Annotated in this window: 16 protein-coding genes and 1 tRNA gene; 4 read left to right on the forward strand and 13 right to left on the reverse strand. The window is 70.8% G+C overall.

The features are described from left to right. Positions 1–24: 24 nt before the first annotated feature. The 3 genes from fusA to rpsL all read right to left on the reverse strand — a co-directional run bounded on the left by fusA (position 25) and on the right by rpsL (position 3,056). Positions 25–2,124 carry an elongation factor G gene (gene fusA, locus FHL79_RS01445; RefSeq protein ID WP_138756850.1) on the reverse strand — a complete coding sequence of 700 codons (2,100 nt, stop codon included), beginning with the start codon at positions 2,122–2,124 and terminating at the stop codon, positions 25–27. An 87-nt stretch (positions 2,125–2,211) separates the two neighbouring features. Next, positions 2,212–2,682, reverse strand: coding sequence for a 30S ribosomal protein S7 (gene rpsG / locus FHL79_RS01450; RefSeq protein WP_138756851.1), 471 nt, complete (start codon positions 2,680–2,682; stop codon positions 2,212–2,214). After that, a complete protein-coding gene (gene rpsL / locus FHL79_RS01455; protein WP_026857010.1) occupies positions 2,682–3,056 on the reverse strand; it encodes a 30S ribosomal protein S12 in 375 nt (124 codons plus the stop codon). Before rpsL ends, rpsG begins: the two co-directional genes overlap by 1 nt. A gap of 633 nt (positions 3,057–3,689) precedes the next feature. Here rpsL and FHL79_RS01460 point away from each other — a divergent pair. The 3 genes from FHL79_RS01460 to FHL79_RS01470 all read left to right on the forward strand — a co-directional run bounded on the left by FHL79_RS01460 (position 3,690) and on the right by FHL79_RS01470 (position 6,066). Then, positions 3,690–4,679 carry a chymotrypsin family serine protease gene (locus tag FHL79_RS01460; protein WP_138756852.1) on the forward strand — a complete coding sequence of 330 codons (990 nt, stop codon included), beginning with the start codon at positions 3,690–3,692 and terminating at the stop codon, positions 4,677–4,679. Between the two features lie 19 nt (positions 4,680–4,698). Then, positions 4,699–4,914 (forward strand): hypothetical protein, encoded by a 216-nt coding sequence (locus FHL79_RS01465; RefSeq protein ID WP_138732897.1) that lies wholly within the window; start codon positions 4,699–4,701, stop codon positions 4,912–4,914. Between the two features lie 105 nt (positions 4,915–5,019). Further along, entirely contained in the window at positions 5,020–6,066 is a 1,047-nt protein-coding gene (locus FHL79_RS01470; protein WP_138756853.1) for an LLM class F420-dependent oxidoreductase, read from the forward strand. A 174-nt stretch (positions 6,067–6,240) separates the two neighbouring features. Here the strand turns inward: FHL79_RS01470 and FHL79_RS01475 are convergent, their stop codons facing one another. The 10 genes from FHL79_RS01475 to FHL79_RS01520 form a co-directional block, all read right to left on the reverse strand. After that, positions 6,241–10,140, reverse strand: coding sequence for a DNA-directed RNA polymerase subunit beta' (locus tag FHL79_RS01475; protein WP_138756854.1), 3,900 nt, complete (start codon positions 10,138–10,140; stop codon positions 6,241–6,243). A gap of 94 nt (positions 10,141–10,234) precedes the next feature. Beyond that, positions 10,235–13,729 (reverse strand): DNA-directed RNA polymerase subunit beta, encoded by a 3,495-nt coding sequence (rpoB, locus tag FHL79_RS01480; protein ID WP_218938284.1) that lies wholly within the window; start codon positions 13,727–13,729, stop codon positions 10,235–10,237. A gap of 531 nt (positions 13,730–14,260) precedes the next feature. After that, complete coding sequence (gene rplL / locus FHL79_RS01485) at positions 14,261–14,650, reverse strand: 50S ribosomal protein L7/L12 (protein ID WP_138756855.1); 390 nt, start codon at positions 14,648–14,650, stop codon at positions 14,261–14,263. Between the two features lie 16 nt (positions 14,651–14,666). Beyond that, a complete protein-coding gene (gene rplJ / locus FHL79_RS01490; RefSeq protein ID WP_138756856.1) occupies positions 14,667–15,281 on the reverse strand; it encodes a 50S ribosomal protein L10 in 615 nt (204 codons plus the stop codon). A 293-nt stretch (positions 15,282–15,574) separates the two neighbouring features. Further along, a complete protein-coding gene (locus tag FHL79_RS01495; RefSeq protein WP_171057950.1) occupies positions 15,575–16,489 on the reverse strand; it encodes a GNAT family N-acetyltransferase in 915 nt (304 codons plus the stop codon). Between the two features lie 208 nt (positions 16,490–16,697). After that, a complete protein-coding gene (gene rplA, locus FHL79_RS01500) occupies positions 16,698–17,417 on the reverse strand; it encodes a 50S ribosomal protein L1 (protein WP_138756858.1) in 720 nt (239 codons plus the stop codon). A 134-nt stretch (positions 17,418–17,551) separates the two neighbouring features. Further along, a complete protein-coding gene (gene rplK / locus FHL79_RS01505) occupies positions 17,552–17,980 on the reverse strand; it encodes a 50S ribosomal protein L11 (protein ID WP_138756859.1) in 429 nt (142 codons plus the stop codon). 99 nt (positions 17,981–18,079) lie between these two features. Beyond that, on the reverse strand, positions 18,080–18,976 hold the full coding sequence (gene nusG, locus FHL79_RS01510; RefSeq protein WP_138756860.1) for a transcription termination/antitermination protein NusG: 897 nt from the start codon (positions 18,974–18,976) through the stop codon (positions 18,080–18,082). A 43-nt stretch (positions 18,977–19,019) separates the two neighbouring features. Beyond that, positions 19,020–19,505 carry a preprotein translocase subunit SecE gene (gene secE / locus FHL79_RS01515; protein WP_138756861.1) on the reverse strand — a complete coding sequence of 162 codons (486 nt, stop codon included), beginning with the start codon at positions 19,503–19,505 and terminating at the stop codon, positions 19,020–19,022. A gap of 32 nt (positions 19,506–19,537) precedes the next feature. Next, positions 19,538–19,613: transfer RNA gene (locus tag FHL79_RS01520), tRNA-Trp, on the reverse strand. A 204-nt stretch (positions 19,614–19,817) separates the two neighbouring features. Here FHL79_RS01520 and FHL79_RS01525 point away from each other — a divergent pair. Continuing rightward, complete coding sequence (locus FHL79_RS01525) at positions 19,818–21,077, forward strand: pyridoxal phosphate-dependent aminotransferase (RefSeq protein ID WP_138756862.1); 1,260 nt, start codon at positions 19,818–19,820, stop codon at positions 21,075–21,077. Positions 21,078–21,085 lie beyond the last annotated feature (8 nt).

Consider the following 21,085-nt stretch of genomic DNA (forward strand, 5'->3'; position numbering starts at 1 on the left):
CCGGCGGCGTCAGCCGCCCACCGGTTACTCGCCGGTCGCCTTGGCGATGATCTCCTTGGCGACGTTGGCCGGCACCTCGGCGTACGTGTCGAACACCATGGTGTAGCTCGCCCGTCCCTGGGTGCGGCTGCGCAGGTCGCCCACGTAGCCGAACATCTCCGACAGCGGCACCAGGGCCCGGACGACGCGGGCGCCGGAGCGCTCCTCCATCGCCTGGATGGTCCCGCGGCGGGAGTTGAGGTCCCCGATCACGTCACCCATGTAGTCCTCCGGGGTGACGACCTCGACGGCCATCAGCGGCTCGAGCAGGGCCGGGCTGGCCTTGCGTGCAGCCTCCTTGAAGACCATCGAGCCGGCGATCTTGAAGGCCATCTCCGAGGAGTCGACCTCGTGGTACTGACCGTCGACCAGCGTCGCCTTCACGCCGACCAGGGGGTACCCGGCCAGGATGCCGAACTGCATGGCGTCCTGCATGCCGGCGTCCACCGAGGGGATGTACTCCCGCGGGATGCGACCACCGGTGACGGCGTTGACGAACTCGTAGGTCGGGCCGTCGGCCGCGACCTCGAGGGGCTCGATCGTGACCTGGACCTTGGCGAACTGGCCGGACCCACCCGTCTGCTTCTTGTGGGTGTAGTCGACCTTCTCGACCCGCTTGCGGATCGTCTCGCGGTAGGCGACCTGCGGCTTGCCGACGTTGGCCTCGACGCGGAACTCGCGACGCATCCGGTCGACCAGGATCTCCAGGTGGAGCTCGCCCATGCCGGAGATGACGGTCTGGCCGGTCTCCTCGTCCAGGCGGACCTGGAACGTCGGGTCCTCCTCGGCGAGCTTCTGGATCGCGGTGCCCAGCTTCTCCTGGTCGCCCTTGGTCTTCGGCTCGATGGCCACCGAGATGACCGGGGCCGGGAAGGTCATCGACTCGAGGATCACCGGGCTCTGCGGGTCGCAGAGGGTGTCACCCGTCGTCGTCTGCTTCATCCCGTTGACGGCCACGATCTCGCCGGCGCCCACGCCCGCACGCTCTTCGCGCTTGTTCGCGTGCATCTGGTAGATCTTGCCGACCCGCTCCTTGCGGTCCTTGGTGCTGTTCAGCACCGGGGAGCCCGCGTCGAGCTTGCCGGAGTAGACCCGGATGTAGGTGAGCTTGCCCAGGTGCTGGTCCGTCTGGATCTTGAACGCCAGCGCCGAGAACGGCTCGTTCTCGTCGGCGTGCCGCAGGACCTCGGTCTCGCCGTCGAGCGCGGTGCCGACGATCGCCTCGATGTCCAGCGGGCTGGGCAGGTAGTCCACGACGCCGTCGAGCAGGGGCTGCACGCCCTTGTTCTTGAACGCGGTGCCGGTGAGGACCGGGTTGACCTGGCCGGCGATGGTGGCCTTGCGGATGGCCGCCTTCAGCCGGTCGACGCCGATCTCCTCGCCACCGAGGTAGTCCTCCATGAGCGAGTCGTCGAAGTCCGCGATGTTCTCGAGCAACTTCTCGCGGTACTCGGCGGCCTGGTCGGCGAGCTCGGCCGGGATCTCCTCGATGGCGTAGTCCTCGCCCATCGCGGTCTCGCCGCGCCAGGTGAGGGCCCGCATCTGGACCAGGTCCACGACGCCGACGAAGTCGGCCTCGGCACCGATGGGCAGCTGCAGGACCAGCGGGTTGGCCGCGAGCCGCTCCACCATCATGTCGACGCAGCGGAAGAAGTCGGCACCGGTGCGGTCGAGCTTGTTGACGAAGCACATGCGCGGGACGCCGTACTTCTCGGCCTGCCGCCACACCTGCTCGGTCTGCGGCTCGACACCGGCGACGCCGTCGTAGACCGCGACCGCTCCGTCGAGCACCCGCAGCGACCGCTCCACCTCGACGGTGAAGTCGACGTGTCCGGGGGTGTCGATGATGTTGATGTCGTGGCCGCTCCAGGAGCACTTCGTCGCGGCCGACGTGATCGTGATGCCGCGCTCCTGCTCCTGCTCCATCCAGTCCATCGTTGCCGCGCCGTCGTGGACTTCACCGATCTTGTAGTTGATACCGGTGTAGAAGAGGATCCGCTCGGTCGTCGTCGTCTTGCCGGCGTCGATGTGCGCCATGATCCCGATGTTGCGGGTCTTGGCGAGTTGGGCCTCGTTCTGGGCCATTACGTCACTCCTCTTCTTTCTCGTCCGCGCGCGGTGCTCGGGGATCGCCCGGGGTCACCGCGGGCAGCGGCTGCTGGTGGACTGAGGTCACCAGCGGTAGTGCGCGAAGGCCTTGTTGGACTCGGCCATCTTGTGGGTGTCCTCGCGGCGCTTGACCGCGGCACCCAGACCGTTGCTGGCGTCCAGCAGCTCGTTCATGAGGCGCTCGGTCATCGTCTTCTCGCGACGACCGCGGCTGTACTGGATCAGCCAGCGCAGGCCGAGGGTCGTGCTGCGGGAGGCGCGGACCTCGATCGGCACCTGGTAGGTCGCACCACCGACACGGCGGCTGCGGACCTCCAGGGCCGGCTTGACGTTGTCCAGCGCGCGCTTGAGCGTGACCACCGGGTCGGTGTCGCTCTTGGCACGGACGCCCTCGAGGGCGCCGTAGACGATCGCCTCGGCGACCGAGCGCTTGCCGTCGACGAGCACCTTGTTCACCAGCTGGGTCACCAGCGGCGACTGGTACACCGGGTCGGCGACGAGCGGACGCTTCGGCGCGGGGCCCTTGCGCGGCATTAGCTCTTCTCCTTCTTCGCGCCGTAACGGCTGCGAGCCTGCTTGCGGCCGCGGACACCCTGAGTGTCCAGCGAGCCGCGGATGATCTTGTAGCGCACGCCCGGCAGGTCCTTCACGCGGCCGCCGCGCACGAGCACCATGGAGTGCTCCTGCAGGTTGTGGCCGACGCCCGGGATGTAGGCGGTCACCTCGATGCCGCTGGTCAGCCGGACGCGGGCGACCTTGCGCAGCGCCGAGTTCGGCTTCTTCGGGGTCGTGGTGTACACGCGGGTGCACACCCCGCGGCGCTGGGGAGAACCCTTCAGCGCCGGGGTCTTGGTCTTCTCGACCTTGTCCTCGCGGCCCTTGCGGACCAGCTGGTTGATCGTGGGCATGGGTGGCCTGGATCTCCTACCTGCGCTGGGTCGTGCTGTGGATGTGGTGCGTGCCTGTGTGTGCCCGGTTGCCCGGCCCGTCCGATTCTGGCCGTGACCCACCGTCCGGCCCCCGCGGTCGGGCGTGTTGCCCTCGCGAGAACCGGCCAGCTGGTCGAGCCGGACTCGTCGCCCCTCGCCGTTCGGCGCGGCCACACCACCTTGCAGTGGTCCCGTCGTGGACGGGCGTGGCCCCTGTCGGCCGGCCGGTCGGATGGACCGGTGGGCGTCGAGGTGCACCGCGAACAGGAGCAGGCCCAGGACACCCTGGGCACAGCTGACCACAGTACCCGGCCCTCTCGACCCGGTCAAAGCCGGGTCCAGGTGTGACCGCGCACCGGACCAGCCGGTCTGTCGCGTACCAACCGCGACCGGCGGTGGACCATTCCCGGGTGGGCAGTCGCCACGCCGGGAGGTCCTGGCGGGGAACGTACCGGACGACGGTCGCCGTGCCGAGCACCCGCGCGCGCCTGATGCCTGGGGTCCCGGTGGTCTCGCGTCGCTCCTGTCGGACCCCGGCCCTACCGTCGGTGTCGAACCGCTCACGACCCGCTCCCAGGCCGTGACCACGTCCAGCGCCCCGGAGGTACCGCCGTGCTCCCCGACTCCGCCCGTGAACTGAAGGCCCGCCTGTCCCAGCGGCTGACCGAGGCGCCCACCGCGGTCGCCAGCTCCCTCGGCGGGGCCACCCGCTGGAGCGGCGTGGCGCTGGGCCTGGCGCCGGTGGGCCGCGGCCAGGTGCACCTGGCCATCCGGCTGATCGAGCAGGCCGACGCCGACGTGGTGCTGGCCGGTCTCGACGCAGCGGCACGCGAGGAGGTCGACGTCCGGGTGATAGGGCAGGTGCGCCCCTTCACCTCCCCCACCGGGTACACCCCGGCCGAGCTCCAGCAGCGGGTGCGCCCGCTGCGGCCAGGCCTGTCGATCAGCCACCCCGATGTCACGGCCGGCACGCTCGGCGGCTTCGTCCGCCGGTCGGGCACCGAGGGCCTGCTGGTGCTCTCCAACAACCACGTGCTGGCCAACAGCGATGCTGCGACCGAGGGCGACCCGGTGGTGCAGCCGGGCGTCGCCGACGGCGGGACGCCCGAGGACCGGGTCGGGACGCTGGAGGCCTTCGTCCGGCTGAGCGCCGACCCCGGCAACCTGGTGGACGCCGCGGTCGCCGCCCTGGACGCCGGGCTCGGGGCCGACCCCACCGACTACCCCGGTGGCGCCCTGCTCGCCGCGGTGGCCTCGCCCGACGACGTGGACCCCGACGAGCTGGTGGAGAAGCTCGGGCGGACGACCGGCCACACCCGCGGCCGGATCACCGCCGTGGAGGTCGACGGCGTGGGCGTCCAGTACGACGACGGCGTGCACACCTTCGACGACCAGGTGGAGATCGAGGGCCTCACCGGGGCCTTCAGCGCCGGCGGGGACAGCGGCTCGGTGATCTGGCGCAGCCGGGACCGGGCACCCCTCGGCCTGCTCTTCGCCGGCTCCACCGAGGGCGGCAGCGCGGGCGGCGGCGTCACCTTCGCCAACCCGCTGGCCACCGTGCTGCGCGAGCTGGGGGTGGAGTGGGTGTCCAGCGCGGGCTGAGGGGCGCATCATGGGCGTCATGACCGACCGTGCCGCTGCCCGGGCCGCCAAGTCCGCCCTGGCCCAGCGCCTCGCGACCGATCCCGGCGTCGCGGCTGTGGGGCTGGCGCGTCAGGACGCGGAGTACGTGGTGCGGGTCGACCTCACCGAGGCCGGCGTCGGCACCCGGGTCCCCCGTGACGTCGACGGCGTCCGCGTCGTGACGCACGTGATCGGCACCGTCCGCCCCCTGTAGCTCCCGGCCGCTCCAGCACTCCCCCGGGGCCCGCCCAGGCCGCTCGGCCGTTACGGTCGCCGACAGGGGCGCCGACGAGGGTGCCCCGGACGCCGAGGAGGGCGCGTGCGCATCGGGATCCAGGCCAGTTACAGCGGGGACTTCCAGCAGACGGCGGCGGAGATCCGCGACCTGGAGTCCGCCGGGCTCGACGTCGCCATGGTCGCCGAGGTCTACACGTTCGACTCGGTGAGCCAGCTGGGCTATCTCGCCGCCGTCACCGAGCGGGTCGAGCTGATGAGCGGCATCTTCCCGATCTACAGCCGCACCCCGGCACTGATCGCGATGACCGCCGCCGGGCTGGACTTCGTGTCCGGCGGCCGCTTCACCCTGGGTCTGGGGGCATCGGGCCCGCAGGTGATCGAGGGCTGGCACGGGGTCCCCTACGACGCCCCGCTGCAGCGCACCCGGGAGATCGTCGAGATCTGCCGGCAGGTGTGGCGCCGGGAACGGCTGGTCCACGAGGGCAAGAAGTACACCGTCCCGCTGCCGGCCGACCAGGGCACCGGGCTGGGCAAGCCGCTGAAGCTGATCAACACCCCGGTCCGCGAGCGGATCCCGGTCCTGCTGGCCGCACTCGGCCCGAAGAACGTCGAACTGGCGGCGGAGATCGCGGAGAAGTGGGAGCCGATCTTCTTCCACCCGGAGCGCGCGGCCGACGTGTGGGGAGCGTCGCTCGAGGCCGGCCGGGCCAAGCGCGACACCGCCCTGGGGGAGCTGGACGTCGTCGTCGGGGTGCCGGTCGCCATCGGGGAGGACGTCGAGCACCTCCTCGACGCCGTCCGCCCGGGCATCGCCCTCTACGTGGGCGGCATGGGCGCCAAGGGCAAGAACTTCTACAACGACCTCGCCCGGCGCTACGGCTACGAGGCCGAGGCGGAGACCATCCAGGAGCTCTACCTCGCCGGGCGCAAGGACGAGGCTGCGGCCGCCGTCCCCGAGGACCTGGTGCGGGCCACCTCGCTCATCGGCCCGGAGTCCTACGTCGCCGAGCGGATCGCCGCCTTCGCGGCGGCCGGGGTCACCACCATCAACCTGCAGCCGATGGACGACAGCCGGGAGAACCGGCTGCGCACGGTCGAGACCATGCGCCGGTTGAGCGACGCCGTGTGACGCGATTGCGTCACGTGACTCAGGAGGCCGGGCCGCACCCTCCATGACGGCTGACGCCGCGTGGTCGCGGCGTCAGCCGCTCCGGGCCGCGGTGCGGCCCGGAGGGTCGCCGTGACACAGCAGGGCCCCGCACGCCAGTGGCGTACGGGGCCCTGCTGTCACTCACTCAGCGCATCAGCGCCAGTCGTACTCCTCGAGCCGGACGGCCTCGCCCGTGCCCTGACCGAAGACGTCCGGGCTGTAGTACTGCCCGTCGTCGTAGCCGGCCATGGTGTAGACGGCGGCGCGCGCCTCCTCGGTGGGCTCGACCGTGATGTTCCGGTAGCGGCTGATCCCGGTACCGGCCGGGATCAGCTTGCCGATGATCACGTTCTCCTTGAGCCCGAGCAGGCTGTCGCTCTTGCCCTGGATCGCGGCGTCGGTGAGCACCTTGGTCGTCTCCTGGAACGAGGCCGCGGACAGCCACGACTCCGTCGCCAGCGACGCCTTGGTGATCCCCATCAGGACCGGGCGGGCCGAGGCCGGCTCGCCACCCTCGGAGACGACCCGACGGTTCTCGGTCTCGAAGATCGTCCGCTCGACCAGCGCACCGGGCAGGAACTCCGTCGCGCCCGAGTCGATGATGGTCACCCGCTTCAGCATCTGCCGGATGATCACCTCGATGTGCTTGTCGTGGATCGACACACCCTGGCTGCGGTAGACCTCCTGGACCTCGCGGACGAGGTGCAGCTGCACCTCGCGCGGGCCCATGATCCGCAGCACCTCGTGCGGGTCGACCGCACCCTCGGTCAGCTGCTCGCCGACCTCGACGTGGCCGCCGTCCTCGACCCGCAGCCGCGAGCGACGCGACAGCTTGTCGTAGACGACCTCGTCGGAGCCGTCGTCCGGGCTGATGGTCAGCTTCCGGAACTGGTCGCCGTCCTCGATCCGGACGCTGCCGGCGAGCTCGGCGATCGGGGCCTTGCCCTTGGGGACACGGGCCTCGAAGAGCTCCACCACACGCGGCAGACCGTGGGTGATGTCCGCACCGGCCACACCACCGGTGTGGAAGGTGCGCATCGTCAGCTGCGTACCGGGCTCACCGATCGACTGGGCGGCGATGATGCCGACCGCCTCGCCGACGTCCACCAGCTTGCCGGACGCGAGCGACCGGCCGTAGCAGGTGGCGCAGGTGCCCAGCAGCGACTCGCAGGTGAGCACGCAGCGGACCTTGACCTCCGACACCCCGGCGTCGACCAGCTGGGCGATCAGGACGTCGCCCAGGTCGGCGCCGGCCTGCGCGATCAGCGTGCCGTCGGCGGCGACCACGTCGGCGGCCAGCGCACGGGCGTACACGCTGGTCTCCACGTGGGCGTCACGGGTGACCTTGCCGTCGAGCACGGTGCCGATCGGCATGATCACGCCACGCTCGGTGCCGCAGTCCTCCTCGCGGATGATGACGTCCTGCGAGACGTCGACCAGCCGGCGGGTGAGGTACCCGGAGTCGGCGGTCCGCAGCGCGGTGTCCGCCAGGCCCTTGCGGGCACCGTGCGTGGAGATGAAGTACTCCAGCACGGACAGACCCTCCCGGAAGTTGGCCTTGATCGGCCGCGGGATGATCTCGCCCTTCGGGTTGGCCACCAGGCCGCGCATGCCGGCGATCTGGCTGATCTGCATCATGTTGCCGCGAGCGCCGGAGTTGACCATGACCCACACCGGGTTGGTGGTCGGGAAGTTGTCCACCATGGCCTGGCTGACCTCGGCCCGGGCGCGGGTCCAGATCTCGATGAGCTCGGAACGACGCTCGGCGTCGGTGATGACGCCGCGCTCGTACTGGCGCTCGATCTTGCGGGCCTCGTCCTCGTGCCGGTCCAGGATCGACTGCTTGACCGGCGGGGTGACGACGTCGTCGATGGCGATCGTGACGCCCGACCGGGTCGCCCAGCGGAAGCCGGCCGACTTGAGGGCGTCCAGCGTCGCCGCCACCTGCACCTTGGGGTAGCGCTCGGCGAGGTCGTTGACGATCGCGCCCAGCGCCTTCTTCGGCACCTGGTAGTTGACGAACGGGTAGTCCTCGGGCAGTGCCTCGTTGAACAGGACCCGGCCCAGGCTGGTCGAGATGAGCGCCGGCTGACCGGGCTCCCAGTCCTCGGGCGCGACCCACGGGTCGTTCGGCCCGTTGTCGACGCCGAAGACCTCGTCCAGCCGGATGGTCACCCGCTCCTGCAGACCCAGCGCACCCTGGTCGAACGCCATGATCGCCTCGGCGGTCGTGGAGTAGGCCCTGGCCCGCTCGCCCTCGGCCAGCTCGGCCGACCCGGCGAGGGTCGTGAGGTGGTAGAGGCCCAGCACCATGTCCTGGGTCGGCGCGGTGATCGGACGACCGTCGGCCGGGCTCAGGATGTTGTTGCTGGACAGCATGAGGACGCGGGCCTCGGCCTGCGCCTCGGCCGACAGCGGCAGGTGCACCGCCATCTGGTCGCCGTCGAAGTCCGCGTTGAACGCGGTGCAGACCAGCGGGTGGATCTGGATGGCCTTGCCCTCGACCAGCTGGGGCTCGAAGGCCTGGATGCCCAGACGGTGCAGCGTCGGTGCACGGTTCAGCAGCACCGGGTGCTCGGTGATGACCTCCTCGAGCACGTCCCACACGACCGGCCGCGCGCGCTCCACCATCCGCTTGGCGGACTTGATGTTCTGCGCGTGGTTGAGGTCCACCAGCCGCTTCATCACGAAGGGCTTGAACAACTCCAGCGCCATCTGCTTGGGCAGACCGCACTGGTGCAGCTTGAGCTGCGGGCCGACGACGATGACCGAACGGCCGGAGTAGTCGACGCGCTTGCCCAGCAGGTTCTGCCGGAACCGGCCCTGCTTGCCCTTGAGCAGGTCACTCAGGGACTTCAGCGGACGGTTGCCCGGACCGGTCACCGGACGGCCGCGCCGACCGTTGTCGAACAACGCGTCCACGGACTCCTGGAGCATCCGCTTCTCGTTGTTGACGATGATCTCCGGCGCGCCCAGGTCGAGCAGTCGCTTGAGCCGGTTGTTCCGGTTGATCACCCGGCGGTACAGGTCGTTCATGTCGCTGGTGGCGAAGCGGCCACCGTCGAGCTGCACCATCGGGCGCAGGTCCGGCGGGATGACCGGCACGCAGTCCAGGACCATGCCCATGGGCGAGTTCTGGGTCTGCTGGAACGCCGCGACGACCTTCAGCCGCTTGAGGGCCCGCAACTTGCGCTGGCCCTTGCCGCTGCGGATCGTCTCGCGCAGCGAGATGGCCTCGGCGTCGAGGTCGAAGCCGGCCAGCAGCTTCTGCAGCGCCGCGGCACCCATGCCGCCCTCGAAGTACTCACCGAAGCGGTCGCGCAGCTCGCGGTAGAGGCCCTCGTCGGCGATGAGCTGCTTCACCTCGAGCTTGCGGAAGGTGTCCATCACCTCTTCGAGGCGGTCGATCTCCCGCTGGGCGCGGTCACGCAGCTGGCGCATCTCGCGCTCGCCGCCCTCGCGCACCTTGCGGCGCACGTCGGACTTGGCACCCTCGGCCTCGAGCTCGGCGAGGTCGGCCTCCAGCTTCTGCTGGCGGGCCTCCACGTCGGCGTCGCGGCGGGACTCGAGGTTGTGCTTCTCCGCGCTGATCTCGGCCTCGACGGTCGGCAGGTCGCGGTGACGCGCCTCGTCGTCGACGGAGGTGATCATGTAGGCAGCGAAGTAGATGATCTTCTCGAGGTCCTTGGGCGCCAGGTCGAGCAGGTAGCCCAGACGCGAGGGGACGCCCTTGAAGAACCAGATGTGGGTGACCGGCGCGGCCAGCTCGATGTGGCCCATCCGCTCACGACGCACCTTGGCGCGAGTGACCTCGACGCCGCAGCGCTCACAGATGATGCCCTTGAAGCGGACGCGCTTGTACTTGCCGCAGTAGCACTCCCAGTCCCGGGTGGGACCGAAGATCTTCTCGCAGAAGAGACCGTCCTTCTCCGGACGGAGGGTGCGGTAGTTGATGGTCTCGGGCTTCTTCACCTCACCGTGTGACCACTGGCGGATGTCGTCTCCGCTGGCCAGACCGATGCGCAGTTCGTCGAAGAAGTTGACGTCGAGCACTCGATGTACCCCTTTCCGGGGCTAGTTCTTCGCTTCGTTTCGAAAAGGTGTGGTGCCGGCCGGCCCTGGTGACCCAGGGCCGGCCGGCCGGCGATCAGACGTCTTCGACGGACGACGGCTCGCGGCGGGACAGGTCGATGCCCAGCTCCTCCGCGGCCCGGAAGACCTCGTCGTCGGTGTCGCGCAGCTCGATCGCCTGGCCGTCGCCGGAGAGGACCTCCACGTTCAGGCAGAGCGACTGGAGCTCCTTGAGCAGCACCTTGAACGACTCCGGGATGCCCGGCTCGGGGATGTTCTCGCCCTTGACGATGGCCTCGTAGACCTTGACCCGGCCGAGGATGTCGTCGGACTTGATGGTGAGCAGCTCCTGCAGCGCGTAGGCCGCGCCGTAGGCCTGCATCGCCCAGCACTCCATCTCACCGAAGCGCTGGCCACCGAACTGCGCCTTACCACCCAGCGGCTGCTGCGTGATCATCGAGTACGGCCCGGTCGAACGGGCGTGGATCTTGTCGTCGACCAGGTGCAGCAGCTTCAGGATGTAGACGTAGCCCACCGAGATCGGCTCGGGGAAGGGCTCCCCGGAACGGCCGTCGAACAGCCGCGCCTTGCCGGTCTCCTTGACCATCCGGTCGCCGTCGCGGTTCGGGATCGTCGAGCCCAGCAGGCCGATGATCTCGTCCTCCTTGGCACCGTCGAAGACCGGCGTCGCGGTACGGGTGCCCGGCGCCGCCTGACGCGCGGCGCCCGGCAGCTTGGCCGCCCACTCCGGCGTCCCCTCGACCTGCCAGCCCTGCTTGGCGATCCACCCGAGGTGCGTCTCCAGGACCTGGCCGACGTTCATCCGGCCGGGCACGCCCAGCGGGTTGAGCACGATGTCGACCGGCGTGCCGTCCTCGAGGAACGGCATGTCCTCCTGCGGGAGGATCTTGGAGATGACGCCCTTGTTGCCGTGCCGGCCGGCCAGCTTGTCGCCGTCGCTGATCTTGCGCATCTGGGCCACGTAGACCCGGATGAGCTCGTTCACGCCGGCGGGCAGTTCGTCGCCGTCCTCGCGGGAGAAGACCCGGACGCCGATGACCTTGCCGGACTCACCGTGCTTGACCTTGAGGCTGGTGTCGCGGACCTCACGGGCCTTCTCACCGAAGATCGCCCGCAGCAGCCGCTCCTCGGGGGTCAGCTCGGTCTCGCCCTTGGGCGTGACCTTGCCGACGAGGATGTCGCCGGGGACGACCTCGGCACCGATCCGGATGATCCCGCGCTCGTCGAGGTCGGCGAGGACCTCCTCGGAGACGTTCGGGATGTCCCGGGTGATCTCCTCGGCACCGAGCTTGGTGTCGCGGGCGTCGACCTCGAACTCCTCGATGTGGATCGAGGACAGGACGTCGTCCTGCACGAGGCGCTGCGACAGGATGATCGCGTCCTCGTAGTTGTGGCCCTCCCACGGCATGAAGGCGACGAGCAGGTTCTTGCCCAGCGCCATCTCGCCCTCGTCGGTGCACGGGCCGTCGGCGATGACCTGGCCGGCCTCGACCCGCTGGCCCTCCTCGACGACCGGGCTCTGGTTGATCGAGGTGCCCTGGTTCGAGCGCTGGAACTTCAGCAGCCGGTAGGTCTGCCGGGTCCCGTCGTCGGCCATCACGGTGACGTAGTCGGCGGTGGAGTCCTCGACCACACCGGCCTTCTCGGCCACCACGACGTCGCCGGCGTCGACGGCGGCACGCAGCTCCATGCCGGTGCCGACCAGCGGCGCCTCGCTGCGCAGCAGCGGGACGGCCTGACGCTGCATGTTCGCGCCCATCAGCGCGCGGTTGGCGTCGTCGTGCTCGAGGAACGGGATCATCGCCGTCGCGACCGAGGTCATCTGCCGCGGCGAGACGTCCATGTAGTCGACGTTCTCGGGAGCCAGGTAGTCGACCTCACCGCCCTTGGTGCGGACCAGGACCCGCTCCTCGGCGAGGCGACCCTGCGCGTCGAGCGGGCTGTTGGCCTGCGCGACGACGAACCGGTCCTCCTCGTCCGCGGTGAGGTAGTCGATCTGGTCGGTGACCTGACCGTTCTCCACCTTGCGGTACGGCGTCTCGATGAACCCGAAGGGGTTCACCCGGCCGAACGAGGACAGCGAGCCGATCAGGCCGATGTTCGGGCCCTCAGGGGTCTCGATCGGGCACATCCGGCCGTAGTGGCTCGGGTGCACGTCGCGGACCTCCATGCCGGCGCGCTCACGGGACAGACCGCCCGGGCCCAGCGCCGACAGGCGGCGCTTGTGGGTCAGACCCGCGAGCGGGTTGGTCTGGTCCATGAACTGCGAGAGCTGGCTGGTGCCGAAGAACTCCTTGATGGAGGCGACGACCGGCCGGATGTTGATCAGGGTCTGCGGCGTGATCGCCTCGACGTCCTGGGTCGTCATCCGCTCGCGGACGACGCGCTCCATGCGGGAGAGGCCGACCCGGATCTGGTTCTGGATCAGCTCGCCCACCGTGCGGAGGCGACGGTTGCCGAAGTGGTCGATGTCGTCGACGCCGTGCTCGGGCTCGCCGGCGTGCAGACGCACGACGTACTCGATGGTGGCGACGATGTCGTCCTCGGTCAGCGTCGAGGTGCCCTGCGGCACCTCCACGCCGAGCTTCTTGTTCACCTTGTAGCGGCCGACCTTGGCCAGGTCGTAGCGCTTGGGGTTGAAGAAGAGGTTCTCCAGCAGCGCCTGCGCCGACTCACGCGTCGGCGGCTCGCCCGGACGCAGCTTGCGGTAGATGTCCAGCAGCGCCTCGTCCTGGCCGGCGATGTGGTCCTTCTCCAGGGTGGCCAGCATCGTGGGCGACCACTGGAAGTGCTCACGGATGCGGTCCTCGGTCCAGCCGAGGGCCTTGAGCAGGACGCTGACCGGCTGACGGCGCTTGCGGTCGATCCGGACGCCGACCGTGTCGCGCTTGTCGACGTCGAACTCCAGCCACGCACCGCGGCTGGGGATGACCTTGGCGCTGTAGACGTCCTTGTCCGACGTCTTGTCCAGGGTCTTGTCGAAGTAGACGCCGGGGCTGCGGACCAGCTGGGAGACGACGACGCGCTCGGTCCCGTTGATGACGAACGTGCCCTTGCTCGTCATGATCGGGAAGTCGCCCATGAACACCGTCTGGCTCTTGATCTCGCCGGTGGTGTTGTTCATGAACTCGGCGGTGACGAACAGCGGCGCCGCGTAGGTCATGTCCTTGTCCTTGCACTCCTCGAGGGACGCCTTGACGTCCTCGAAGCGCGGGTTGGAGAAGGACAGCGACATCGAGCCGCTGAAGTCCTCGATCGGGGAGATCTCCTCGAGGATCTCGGCCAGACCACCGACGGCGTCGGCCTGGTCCTCGGGGGCGAGGGTGGCCTTCCACTGCGGGCTGCCGACGAGCCAGTCGAAGGAGGCCGTCTGCAGGGCCAGGAGGTCGGGGACCTCGAGGGGCTCGCGGATCTTGGCGAACGAGACGCGGAGCGGGGCGCCGGGGATCTTCTGCTGGTCGGCGCCGCCGGTGCGGGGACCGGGCTGGATGTCGACCGGGGTGGTGCTGTTCTCAGTGGTGGTGGTGCTGGTGGGGCGAGAGCCTGCCAAGATGCGTCCTTCCAAGGACCTCACGACGTGCGGGCGGGTGCTTGTCGTCCTGGGTCGTCGTCGGTATCGGCGAGGCTGACCGCGGATGCCGGTCCCGCCATCGGCGTCAACACGAGGTGACCCGGATCCGTTCCCCGGGCACCCCTGGTGACCCGTGTCGGCGGGTTGGCAGTCAGAGGGCAGCGCAACAGGAGACCCTACCCCTGCTGCGCGCCCGTGTCCACGTCGGCTGCCGGTGGAGCCGGGGACCCACCGGGGAGGGTGGCCGGCGCCACCGGTGCCGGGGGCGGGCCGACGCCTCCGCGAGGAGGGCCGGGCCGCCGGGAGCGGGCGGAGCGAGGTCGGTCGCAGCAGATGATGCCAGTGCACTCCCGGTACGGACAGTCGCGGCGCGCGGGTGTCGTCGCCGGACGCCCGCCGGCGGGCGCAGGAGGTGCCCGGGCACGCGACAGGGGCCGCCCTCCGGGAGGAGGACGGCCCCTGTCGTGTGCGGGGTGGTGCGGTGCCCGGCTCAGCGAGCCGGGCGGGGGGTCACTTGACGGTGACGGTGGCGCCAGCGCCCTCGAGGGAGGCCTTGGCCTTCTCGGCGGCGTCCTTGGCGACCTTCTCCAGCACCGGCTTGGGCGCGTTGTCGACCAGGTCCTTGGCCTCCTTGAGGCCGAGCGAGGTCAGCGTGCGCACCTCCTTGATGACCTGGATCTTCTTGTCGCCGGCAGCCTCGAGGATGACGTCGAACTCGTCCTGCTCGGCCGGGGCCTCAGCAGCCGGGCCGCCACCGGCGGGGCCGGCGGCCGCGACGGCGACGGGGGCAGCGGCGGTGACGTCGAAGGTCTCCTCGAACTGCTTCACGAAGTCGGACAGCTCCAGGAGGGTCATCTCCTTGAAGGCGTCGAGCAACTCGTCGGAAGAGAGCTTGGCCATGGTGTCTCCTTGGGGGTCAGTCGGTGCTGACCGCGGTGTCCGCGGCAGCATCGGTCGTGTCGGGGGTGGTGTCAGCAGCAGTCGTGTCGTCTGCGGCCGGAGCAGAGGCGCCCTCGGCGGACTCCTTCTTCTCCTGCAGCGCGGCGGCCAGCCGGGCGACCTGCGACAGCGGGGCCTGGAACAGCCCGGCCGCCTTGGTGAGGTTGCCCTTCATCCCGCCGGCCAGCTTGGCCAGCAGGACCTCACGGGGCTCGACGTCGGCGAGGCGCGAGACCTCGGCTGCGTCGACCGTGCGGCCCTCGACCACGCCACCCTTGATGACGAGCAGGGGGTTGGCGCGGCTGAAGTCTCGGATGGCCTTCGCGGCCTCGACCGGGTCACCCTCGATGAAGGCGATCGCGGTCGGACCGGTGAGCAGCGGAGCCAGGTCGGTGTGACCGACCGAGTCCGCGGCCCGCTTCGTCAGGGTGTTCTTGACGACGGCGTAGCTGCTGCCCGCACCGAGGGAACGGCGCAGCTGGGTCAGCTGCGCCACGGTCAGCCCGCGGTACTCGGTGAGCACGGCCGCGCTGGAGTTGTTGAACCGCTCGGTGATCTCCTCGATCACCGCGGCCTTCGCCTGCGTGGGCATGGGCCTCCTCTCGTCTGTCGGGCGACCACCGGCGGCGTGCGCCCGGGGCGATCAGGGCCCGGAAACGAGGAACGCCCCGGCGCAGAGCGCACGGGGCGAGGGACAGGCCGGGTTCCGGGCGAGCCCGGGCCGCGACGCGTTCGTCGTACCGTCCACCTGCGCGGGTCGCCCGGACATCCGGACCTTCGATCGCACGCGGGCGTGCGACGACCATGCGGTCTTGGGGGGAACGGCGCCCAGCGTACGCCATCCGCCGGCGCCGTGCCCGCCCCCTCCGGGCAGGAGCGACGCGATCACCCCGGCCGGCCCGTCTGGCGGACCCAGCTCCGCCGGGTGGTCCCGATCCGGTGCCACCCGAACCGGCCGAACCACGGCTCCAGCGCCAGGTCCTCCTCGCCCAGCGCGACGAGGAACCGGCGGGTCCCGCCGAGCCGGAGCCACTCGGCCAGGTGCTCCACCAGCCAGGTCCCGATCCCCTGCCCGCGGCGGTCGGCGTCGACGTGCAGCTCGGCCAGGTCGGCCCAGCCGTCCATCCGGTGCAGCGTCCCGCCCCGGGTGTGGTCGTCCTGGGCCTCGACGAAGCCGACGACCTCGCCGTCGAGCACGGCGTTGGACCGCGCGCCGAAGGTGCCCACCGTCCGGTGCACGGTGAGCCCCGGCAGTGTCGGACGCACCGGTCGCCGGACGCCGTCCAGCGTGCCGGCGAGGACGACCTCCGTCCGGCCTCCTGCGGGGTCGAACCCGGCGCTGCCGAAGACCCGGGCCACGTGCGGCCACGAGTCCGGGACCCCGTAGGTGGCGGCCGTGGGCAGGTCGCCGTCGGCGTACTGCCGGCGGACGTCCCAGGAGTCCAGCAGGCGCACGCACGCGGCGGCCAACCGTCCACCGGCGGCCTCGTGCGCCGGCCAGCACACCAGCCAGGCGATCTCGCCCGCGTCCCGCCAGTCCGCCGCGACGGTCGACCCCGTGCCGTACCGGCGCAGGTGGGCGGCGGCGACCAGGCGGCCGTCGACCTCCGCGACCAGGGTGGCTCGGGCGACGACCCACGGGTCGGTGACGTACTGCCCGGGATCACGTTCCAGCTGGGACAGCAGGACGGCGACGGACACCGCCCAGCCGGGGACGACGGCACAGACGTGCGCGTTGACCAGCGCGGTCAGCTGGTCCCGGTCGGCGCGACGGAAGGGGCGGACGACGGGGTCGGACACGCGGGGACTCCAGTGACGTGCGCCCGGACGGGGCGCGATGGTCAGGAGCCGCTACCGGTGCGGCACCGCGCGACCGTAGCAGCGCAGCACTTCCCGCGGCCGTCCGTGGGACGCGAGAGGCCCCGCAGCAGCAGCTGCGGGGCCTCCCATGGCCTCGTCCAGAGGCTCACCCCGAGCCTGCGAGGGGTGAGGAGGACGGGGTCCTTGCTCAGGCGGTGGGCTCGTCCACCAGCAGGTTGCGGGTGCGGTTCGGGTCGACCGGGATGCCCGGGCCCATGGTGGTCGAGACGGTGACTTTCTTGACGTACCGGCCCTTGGCGGCCGACGGCTTGGCGCGGAGCACCTCGTCGAGCGCGGCGGCGTAGTTCTCCACCAGCTTGGCCTCCTCGAAGGAGGTCTTGCCGATCACCAGGTGCAGGTTGGCCTGCTTGTCGACGCGGAAGTTGATCTTCCCGCCCTTGATGTCGTTGACGGCCTTGGTGACGTCGGGGGTCACGGTGCCGGTCTTCGGGTTCGGCATCAGGCCGCGGGGGCCGAGGATGCGGGCGATCCGGCCGACCTTGGCCATCTGGTCGGGCGTCGCGATCGCGGCGTCGAAGTCCAGGAAGCCGCCCTGGATCCGCTCGATCAGGTCGTCGGAGCCCACGACGTCGGCGCCGGCGGCCTCGGCCTGGGCGGCCTTGTCACCGGTCGCGAACACGATCACGCGGGCGGTCTTGCCGGTGCCGTGCGGCAGGTTGACCGTGCCGCGGACCATCTGGTCGGCCTTGCGGGGGTCGACCCCGAGGCGGATCGCGACCTCGACGGTGGCGTCGTACTTCGTGGTCGAGGTCTGCTTGGCGAGACCGGCAGCCTGCAGCGGGCTGTAGAGGGTGCTGTCGTCGACGAGCTCAGCGACCTTGCGGTAGTTCTTGCCGTGCTTGGCCATGGTGGTGCTCCTTCCCCCGGAACGGGGTCGTGTGGTGAACGGGCCTGGCCGGCCCTCCCACGTGAGGTGCTGGAACCGGCCCCCTCGTAGGGTCCCGACCTGAGCTTGCGAAGGTCGGGGGGCGAGGGGGTCCTTTACTTGACGGTGATGCCCATCGACCGGGCGGTGCCGGCGATGATCTTCTCGGCCTGCTCGAGGTCGTTGGCGTTGAGGTCTTCCATCTTGACCTGGGCGATCTCGCGGACCTGGTCACGGGTGACCGTGGCGACCTTGGTCTTGTGCGGCTCGCCCGACCCCTTCTCCACCCCGGCGGCCTTGAGCAGCATGCGGGCTGCCGGCGGCGTCTTGGTGACGAAGGTGAACGACCGGTCCTCGAAGACCGAGATCTCCACGGGGACGATGTCCCCGCGCTGCGCCTCGGTCGCGGCGTTGTAGGCCTTGCAGAACTCCATGATGTTGACGCCGTGCTGGCCGAGCGCCGGACCCACGGGCGGCGCGGGGGTGGCCGCACCGGCCTTGATCTGGAGCTTGATGACCGCGGTCAACCGCTTCCTGGGGGGCATGACTTCCTTCTTCTCAGTGCGTTGATCAGTTCGGTTCGCTGGCCCCGCTGCAGGGTCCCGCCGCGAGCCTACGAGCGGTGGGGGGCAGCGGGGTCCTTCTCACAACTTGGTGACCTGGGTGAACGACAGCTCGACCGGCGTCTCGCGGCCGAAGATGGAGACGAGGACCTGGAGCTTCTGCTGCTCGGGGTTGATCTCGTTGATGGTGGCCGGCAGCGTCGCGAAGGGACCGTCCATGACGGTGACGGACTCACCCACCTCGAACTCGACGACGGTCGTCGCGGAGGCCGTGGGTGCGGCCTCGGCGGCCGCGGCCGGCTTCTCGGTGACCGCCGGCACCAGCAGGTTGACGACCTCGTCGATGCTCAGCGGGGACGGCTTGGAGGTGGCGCCGACGAAGCCGGTGACACCCGGGGTGTTGCGCACCGCGCCCCACGACTCGTCGTTGAGGTCCATCCGGACCAGCAGGTACCCGGGCAGCTTCTTGCGGTTGACCTGGGTCCGCTTGCCGTTCTTGATCTCGGTGACCTCCTCGGTGGGCACCTCGATCTGGAAGATGTAGTCCTCCATGTCCAGCGACGTGATCCGGGACTCGAGGTTGGTCTTCACCTTGTTCTCGTAGCCCGCGTAGGAGTGGATCACGTACCAGTCGCCGAACTGGCTGCGCAGCGTCGAACGCAGCGCCGTGGCCGGGTCCTCGTCCTGCTCGGCGGCGGCCTCGAGGGTCTCGGTGACCAGCGGGTCGTGGTCGGGCGCCGGCTCGGCGAGCGGGTCGCCGACGAGGCTGTCCGCGCTGCCGGTCTCCACGACGGGGGTCACGTCGGCGACCCCGCTGGCGGTGTCCTGGTCGGCGGTGTCGCTGGAGCCCTCGGCGGAGCCGGTCTCGCCGGCGCCCGTCTCGAGGTCGACGCTGCCGCGCACGTCGGCACGTGCGTCGTCGAGGTCGATGCCCTCGACCGCGCTGTCGGTCTCGAAGGGCTCGCGGGGGTCCGTCACTGGGTCTCTTCCTTGTCGGGTGTGGTGCAGGCCAGGGAGCGGGTCAGCCGAAGACGGCGAGCACGCCCTGGGCGAAGGCGATGTCGAGGCCGGCCACGAGCGCCACCATGACGGCGACGAAGACGATCACCACGGTCGTGTAGGTGATCAGCTCCTTGCGGCCGGGCCAGATGACCTTGCGGAGCTCGGCGACGACCTCACGGAGGAACCGGCCGATGCTGCGCTTGTGGCGCAGCTCGGCGGCGCGGGCCCGCTCGGCGTCGGCGCGCGACCGGGTGCCGTCGCCGGCGCGGGTGGCGCCGGTGGTCCGGTTGGCGGGACGGTCGGAGGTGCTGCGCTGCCGTCGACGCGTGGGCGCGGCGACGACCTTGTCCTCGTCGGACTCGGCCTCGTCCGCGAGCTCGGCCTCGGCGGCCTCGAGCTCGGCGGCGTCCTCGACCCCGGGGGTCTCGGCGTCGATCTGCTCAGCGGTCAGCTCGTCGTCGGCGCGGGTGCCGTCGTCCGGCTCGCCGTCCTTCTCCTCGCTCACAGCGCCTCGCTCCTCGGTCGTCGGTCAGGTGGTGGCAGGGGTGACAGGACTTGAACCTGCAGCCTGCGGTTTTGGAGACCGCTGCTCTGCCAATTGAGCTACACCCCTAGGGAACGCCGGGCCGCGTCACGGCGCGACCGAGCTCCTCGAGAGGAGCCCCGGGGCACGCCGGTGGCGGGGTCCCACTGGCCCCAGGTCGTCGAGTGTACGGGACCGCCGGGACCGACGGCCAACACGGCAGGCGAGCCCCTCCCACAGGGGCGCCGCCGGACGCCGCCGGACCGGCCCACCGGGTCTGACACGATCGCCGCCATGACCACTGCCCCCGTGCCGGACGCCGCGGTCCCGCCCCCGGTCCCGGTCCGGCCGGCCGAGCGCCGCGTGTCCCGGCGGGTCGCTGCGATCACCCCGTCGGCGACGCTGGCCGTGGACGCCCGCGCGAAGGCGCTGCGGGCCGCCGGCTCCCCGGTGATCGGCTTCGCCGCGGGTGAGCCCGACTTCCCCTCCCCGCCCCACGTGGTCGCCGCCGCCGTGGCCGCCGCGCAGGACCCGGCGAACCACCGGTACTCCCCAGCGGGCGGGCTGCCCGAGCTCAAGGAGGCGATCGTCGCCAAGACGCTGCGCGACTCCGGGCTCCGCGCTCGCCCGGCCGACGTGCTGGTGACCAACGGCGGCAAGCAGGCCGTCCAGGAGGCCCTCGCCACCCTGATCGACCCCGGCGACGAGGTGCTGCTGCCGACCCCGTACTGGACCACCTACCCGGAGGCCGTCCGGCTGGCCGGCGGCGTCCCGGTGCCCGTGGTCGCCGACGAGGCCAGCGGCTACCTGGTGTCGGTGGGCCAGCTGGAGGCCGCCCGGACCGCACGGACCCGGCTGCTGCTGTTCTGCTCCCCGGCCAACCCCACCGGGGCGGTGCACCCCGCGGAGGAGGTCGCCGAGATCGGGCGCTGGGCCCTGGACGCCGGGCTGTGGGTGCTCACCGACGAGATCTACGAGCACCTCGTCTACGGCGGGGCCACCGCGCCCTCGCTGCCCGCGCTGGTGCCCGAGCTGCAGTCCCGCTGCGTCGTCGTCAACGGCGTCGCGAAGACCTACGCCATGACCGGCTGGCGGGTGGGCTGGCTGCTCGGCCCGGCCGACGTCGTCGCGGCCGCCACCGCGCTGCAGTCGCACTCCACGTCCAACGTCGCCAACGTCTCCCAGCTGGCCGCCGTCGCGGCGCTCACCGGTGACCAGTCCGCCGTCGCGACCATGCGCGCGGCGTTCGACCGCCGCCGGCAGACGATGGTGGGCATGCTCCGGGAGATCCCGGGGGTCGCGTGCCCCGAGCCGCAGGGCGCCTTCTACGCCTACCCGTCGGTCAAGGCGCTGCTCGGCCGGCCGATCGCCGGGCGCACCGTGCAGACCAGCGTCGAGCTCGCCGAGCTGCTGCTGGAGGAGGCGCAGGTCGCCGTCGTCCCCGGTGAGGCGTTCGGGACCCCCGGCTACCTGCGGCTGTCCTACTCCCTCGGGGACGACGACCTCGTCGAGGGCGTGTCCCGGATGCAGCGGCTGCTCGGCTCCGCCGGCTGAGCGGCGTC

It is taken from the genome of Modestobacter altitudinis (assembly GCF_005930475.1).
Classification (GTDB): domain Bacteria; phylum Actinomycetota; class Actinomycetes; order Mycobacteriales; family Geodermatophilaceae; genus Modestobacter; species Modestobacter altitudinis.